This window comes from Marinomonas fungiae (assembly GCF_001418205.1).
In the GTDB taxonomy this organism is placed as follows: domain Bacteria; phylum Pseudomonadota; class Gammaproteobacteria; order Pseudomonadales; family Marinomonadaceae; genus Marinomonas; species Marinomonas fungiae.
Genome location: NZ_LIQF01000033.1, coordinates 1 through 4,577 on the forward strand (window position 1 = coordinate 1; position 4,577 = coordinate 4,577).

At 44.6% G+C, this 4,577-nt stretch carries 5 protein-coding genes; all 5 read left to right on the forward strand.

All coding sequences use genetic code 11. The features are described from left to right. On the forward strand, positions 1–396 hold a 396-nt coding region (locus tag ASC49_RS19480; RefSeq protein WP_428838698.1), incomplete at its 5' end, for a hypothetical protein. A 362-nt stretch (positions 397–758) separates the two neighbouring features. Beyond that, the gene (locus ASC49_RS19485) at positions 759–1,823 is read left to right on the forward strand and encodes a hypothetical protein (RefSeq protein ID WP_055464878.1); all 1,065 of its coding nucleotides are present in this window, start codon (positions 759–761) and stop codon (positions 1,821–1,823) included. A 203-nt stretch (positions 1,824–2,026) separates the two neighbouring features. Then, positions 2,027–2,971 (forward strand): thioredoxin family protein, encoded by a 945-nt coding sequence (locus tag ASC49_RS19490; protein WP_055464879.1) that lies wholly within the window; start codon positions 2,027–2,029, stop codon positions 2,969–2,971. Between the two features lie 2 nt (positions 2,972–2,973). After that, positions 2,974–4,362, forward strand: a complete 1,389-nt coding sequence (locus ASC49_RS19495; protein WP_055464880.1) for a conjugal transfer protein TraH — start codon at positions 2,974–2,976, stop codon at positions 4,360–4,362. 3 nt (positions 4,363–4,365) lie between these two features. Beyond that, positions 4,366–4,577: conjugal transfer protein TraG N-terminal domain-containing protein (locus ASC49_RS19500; RefSeq protein WP_141656894.1), on the forward strand; the 212-nt coding region annotated here is incomplete at its 3' end.

Here is a 4,577-nt window from a genome sequence, read left to right on the forward strand (position 1 = left end):
CGATACCAGGAAGCACAGATCTCGGTAGAGAAGCGGGACGATTGGCTCTCACATTCCTTCGAAGAATACAGCGTCGATAATGCTACAGTGAGAGAAATCGATGAAGTCATCAATGTGCCAAGTATTGGACCTGTCGTGGTGACTCGTCACGCGCTAGAACGATTCGTAGAACGGTTTGCAGACAGTGTACCTAAGCATCCTTGGAAGGCTTTGTGCTCAAAGCTGCTATGTTCGGGGCTAACTAAAACTCAGTTGCCAGAAAACGTCGCTATCCAAAAAGCAAAGAAATATGCTCAAGAGGCCGAGTTCTGGCAGCATGTGGGGAGCAAAATGCACTTTGTTATGGTTCCCGGTGACTCAATGAAAACGTTGGTTACGGTTTTTGCAGTAAAGTGAGCTAACGTAGTATTCGAAGTTTCTGAATATTGCTTTATGTGCCAGAAGTAGACGTTAGAGGTCTACCTTGAGCACTGATCTGGTCGATTCATCTTTTCCTTTTTTGAACTGCACGATCCATACGTTTTCAGTTTTTCTTTGTGATGGTTGCCTGAATTTCAAAAATCCTATATATTTTTTAGTGGCGCTAGCCACACTTGCACACGAGTGAAAAACAGCAAATTGACCTGAAAAGGCGTATAGAGAACCCAATATTTACTTAAATTTTAATTATACATACATGGCTTGAGAGATCATGTTGTAATCGTGTGTAGCAATGATTGATAACGGTTAATAACTGTCTCAAGCATATGGATATGTATATGAAAAGTTTAAAACCCATCATTTTTACGGCTCATTCTGAGTTAAAAACAGCAATTCCATCAATAAAGAAAAGCCATTTATACGAAGCGTTCGCAGCATTTTGCGGCTTTAAAAGCTACGCGGCATTTCAAGTTGCCTCTGAATATAGAGTTGAAAACCTTGAGATCGCAAATAGACAGTGCTTTGAGCGCTTGCAAGCTTTGGATTTTGATGCAGGTGTTACGCTTCAAGTATGCCAGCGAATCCAGCAAGCTTGGGAGCAATTTAACATTATCTCTTTAGATGATGTTTATGCATTTTATGCTGAGGCTTCTTTTGAAAAAGCATTAGGTGAAACACGAATGCTAGGTGTTTTAACCTCATTCATAGATGCAAATGACTCAGAAGCGATATTGGTTGGTCTTGTTGTAGCTGCGACATTATTGGCTGAATATGAAGACAATCCGGATAACAGAAGTGGCGAGTTCTGGTATAACAAAAAACTAGCTGGTCATTCGCTTAATGTAATTCAGTCTGACGTTGCTGAGCAATACCAGAAAATCGTCCATTATCGAGAGCTTTTAACGCTGGTATTAAAGAAATTTGAAAACAGTAATGATGCGGTATTTCCAATTCCTTCATCGTTGAAACCAATCTATGATCAATGTGGTGACGGCCATAGCCACTGCTGGAGTGGCTATTTTTATGATGATCCTTATGTTGTGATTGAGGCTATTGGATATGCTTTGCATTGTCATGACGAAGATGAGCCAGTAATCCCAATTAGTTTTTATCTTGATTGGCTAAAAGCTGAAATGATTGTTGCTCCGTCACGCGAAGGGTTGATTGAAATAATCGAAGCTACGATTAGTGAAACTGAAAAGTGGTTTTGGTATTACGTTGGTCTACAGGATGATATCGACGTAACCAAAGATTGTTACAGGGCAATCAATGCTGACACTGGTGAAGATTATGATGATTATGGGCCAGCAGTAGCTGTTGGCGATGACGGTGTAGCGCTTCCAATTATTTCTGACGACTTAAAACTTGAACTAAAAACTGTTGCTCAAAAGCTTATCTCTTAATCTTTGAGATAAAAGTGATGGCTATGCTGAGGCTTAGCCTTTCGCTCAAAGCGTAAAATCATATCTTTTGTTCATTAACGTTAGCTGTTGTTACTAGTCACAACAGCTAGTCAGAAACACACACGATTCCTTCATCTATCTGTTCAATCGCACTTACCGGGATCTTTAGCATGTTAGCTCTATGAAATTTTCTGGAGCTAACAATGAGAACCCCCTTGTTCCCTTGGTTCATCCTATGGGTGACCATCCCAATCATTATTTTCTTTCTATTCATCTTGCCCGCCCATGCCAGTGATGGACCGTTCTATCAACGTGGTCAGGAAGGCTGGTTTTGGTATCAGGTCATTCCTGAACCTGAACAGCCTGATGAGCTGATAGAGCCGGAAGCTGGTGTCATGGAGTCCAGTCAGGACGAGCTAAAGCCCTTCAGTGCTGCATGGTTTCGTGAGCACATGCAGTCGTTCATGGACAAGGCAATTGATGAGCCGACCAGTGAGAACGTCAGAGCCTATCTGTATCTTCAGCGCGTTATGATGGATAAGGGCTCACTATTTGCTGATGTTAGTCAGCAGGTGGTCATGGGCGATCCTGTTTTGGATGAAATCAGTCGCAGACCCTTGGCGACCTATGCTGCCAATCGGATGGACCGAGAAGCTGGCGCTCAACGTGCTGTAGCTTTAGGTGAAGTAGCAAAGCGAGCAGGCTTGTTCTTCTTCTATCGTTCGGATTGCCCTTATTGCCACGCTCAAGCGCCTATCATCGAATCAATGGCTTTGAACTATGGTTTCGAGGTGTTTGCTATTGCAGTCGATGGCTTGCCTTTACCTGGTGGAGAGTTTCCTAATTACAAAGTCGATTCAGGACAAGCTCAATCCTTGTCCGTTACGACTGTCCCTGCCGTATTCTTAGTTGATCCGCCTAATGTCATCACTCCGATTGGCCAAGGCGCAATGAGCCTTGATGAGCTCAATAATCGAATTATTCTCGCAGCCCATCAAGCCGGTTGGATTGACGATCAAACTTACTATGCCACCAGACCTGTTCAGCCCGGCGTGTCACTCGCGATGTCAGCCCAAGAGCTTAACGAGAAGATATTACAGGACCCTGAGTTCCTTGTTCGCTATCTGCGTGCACAAGGAGGGTTATAACGATGAAAAAAGTATTACGAGTATCGCTAATCGTCTGTGCGATTGGTTTTTCGTCTATGAGCCAAGCAAGCTTGCAACAGGAGATGAATCAGTTGTTTGGTTCAATGACCAACACCACTGCGCCTGGTGTATTCGAGAGTCAGCGGCGTGGCGTTATATCTGGCGGAAGTGTTGTTGTCCGTAACAGGATCATGAACGAGAACCTCGTCTCAATGGTGCCTCCGTCATTCCAAGCCGGTTGTGGCGGCATTGATATGTTCGCTGGAAGTTTGTCATTTGTTAATGCAGATCAGTTTGTTCAATTACTTCGCTCTGTAGCGGCAAATGCCAAGGGATACGCATTCCAATTGGCGCTCAGTGCTATGTGTGAGAAATGCTCCCAGCACATGGAGACTCTGCAAAAGAAAATCCAGCAGTTGAACGAGTATTTCGGCAATTCCTGTCAAATGGCTCAGGGAGTCGTGAACGATACCCTGGCTGCTTTTGGTAAAAAGGGGCAAACAGAAGCCAGCATGTTGAGCTCACTTAAAGGGGCTGGAGACGTTTTTACCAGTTGGAGTGAATCCAATGGTAAGAACCCATATGAGAACGCTTCGAGTGTCGCGGCATCTGATGTGAACAAAACGATTAAAGGTAATTTGGTTTGGCGAGCATTGAAACGTCACTCGGCATCAAGCTGGTTTGCATCGGGGGATGACCGTTTTCTTGAAGCGGTTATGTCGGTGACTGGTTCGATCATTGTTGGTGATCTTGCTAATGCCGCTGATGGCCAAGGTAAAGCCCCAAAACTGACCAGGCTGAATGGCAATAAAGTGACTATTGAGCATCTAATTCATGGCGGTAACGTCGCTATGTACCGATGTGACACAGTGACGCAAGACGGTTGTCTGAACCCAACAATCACTAACGTGACTCTTACCGGGTTATCAACTCAGGTAGAAAATTTACTTCTTGGTACAGGTTCTAGTAACGGCATTATTTTTAAGTTTGCTCGAAATACAGGGGCTGCTAGCACCACCGAAAAGGCTTTTATGACCTCGGCTCCTGCCAGCATTGGGGGCATGATTCGAACTCTTTCTGCATTAAATGAAGGGGCCGCTAGATCGTTTGCTTCAAGAGCGGCACCATTTATTGCTGTTGAGATGGCCCGAGCATTGGTTGAAGACATGCTCAATGCAGCTAGAAGTACCTCCGGTGTGGAAGATCATGCCTATGAGAAGTTATTAACGGAAGACCTTGAACGTGCACGTCGCCAAATCAATGAGGAATACGCCGCGTTGCAGCGAAGATACGGCTCAGAGCAAGAGTTGCTGGCACATTTTAACCAGGTGATTCAGACCATTCGCAAACAGCGTTATTACACCGTTAAATCTACGGCGCTGGGGGAATAGGTCATGTGGGAAATCTATTCCATCGGGGATTCGGCTTTTTTAGAGCAGGTCCTGAACGCTGTCGCGATGATCACTGGTACAGGCGATTTTACTTCAATGGTTCGGATTGGCTTGCTCATTGGGGTATTGATGGTCTCTGTTCAGGCCTTAATGCAAGGTGGTCGTGGGATTAACTTTCAACACGTTTTAGTCTCATGGCTAGTCTTTGCAACCAT